Genomic DNA, 1372 nt, shown 5'->3' with positions numbered 1-1372 from the left:
TAGATGATTCTCATAATTATTAATAAAATTTAAAATATACTTTTTATTCTTCTTACTTTCTTTTACACTATCACCAATTTCAAAACCGACAACTAACTCATAGAAAAATTTGTGTAGAGTAGAAATATTGACAGTATAGTCATCAATGCCATCTGGAACTTCTGCTAACGCTAAAATTCTTTTAATATCGCTCACTAATGCGTGATTATAAGTTAAAATTAAACTTCTTGCACCTTGTTGAGTTGCTAAATCACAAGCAATTGATAGAAGTTTAATTGTTTTCCCTGTTCCCGCTCTTCCAGATATTATGATTAATTTATCTCCTATTGCTTTGGCATACTGCTGTTCATTTAAGATTTTACTTGTAATTCGTGCTATTTTTTTTCTTGTTAATTCTCCAGCACCATCTTTTACTCTTTTGAACAAATCGAAAATTCTATCAATTTCATCAAAATCAATTTCTTGATTTCTTCTTAAACAATTGAAAGTTGAATATCCTTTTAAATTGCCAGTATTCCTATCTTTTGAAGTCCAAGGAATTGACTGAATACACGCTAATTGCATTAGAAATCTCATTCCAAAAGTACTGGGTAAATAATTATGTTTATCGTGGATTTTTGTATTGTCACCCAATAAATTTTTGATTGAATCCCAATTCACATTTCTTAACCAAATAAAATTACAGACGTATGGAGAAAAGTTAATTCTATCTTTAAAAAAATTTGTTAAAGAATATTTTTGGTTTTCACTTTGAGTAGTTACATCTGAACGTTTATTATTATATTTTACAGAAAGGGTTAATCCATCAAGACGTATATCCGTTGCTCTGTGTCTTTTTGTTTCGAATACAAAGCAAAAATCATTAATAAAAATAGTTCTCATTTTTTGTTCAAGTTCACCATCTGGTGACTTTGATTTTGCTTTTATTTTTTGTCTATACTTTTCAAATTTTCCAATAGCAATTAAATCAATATCTTTAGTTGATTGTCCAAATAGGGTAGCGTTGCAAAGAATTAGAATTTCGCCATCAATTTGAGCATTCCGAAATTCAGATTCAAATATTTCCTTCAAAGCTATTGCATCCTTAAATTCATTTGTTTCTTTATTTCCTTTTATGTTTATTTTTACTGCCATTTTTCAAATTACACACAACGTTTTTGTGTATGGTTAGTTGCGTGGTTAGGCATCCAATTTAGTAAACAAATACGAACCTGAGAAAATTCCGAAGGAATTTTCTCAGGTTCGTATTTGCCAAAGCAATTAATTATACACGTCTTAAGTTAGCATTTTAATAAAAACCCTAAATTAAGGCATATAAATAAGAAAGAACAAAAGAGAGGAATAAGGTTATTATACACGCAGAGACTTAAGA

At 28.9% G+C, this 1372-nt stretch carries 1 protein-coding gene; it reads right to left on the bottom strand.

Features of this window, described 5'->3' with window-relative positions; translation table 11 throughout:
• Positions 1 to 1134: DNA/RNA helicase domain-containing protein (locus tag CXF67_RS09795; protein ID WP_145990452.1), on the bottom strand; the 1134-nt coding region annotated here is incomplete at its 3' end.
• Positions 1135 to 1372: the final 238 nt, after the last annotated feature.

The organism is Psychroflexus sp. MES1-P1E (assembly GCF_002836055.1).
Classification (GTDB): Bacteria; Bacteroidota; Bacteroidia; order Flavobacteriales; family Flavobacteriaceae; genus Psychroflexus.
This window is presented reverse-complemented; position numbering and strand designations above follow the sequence as displayed.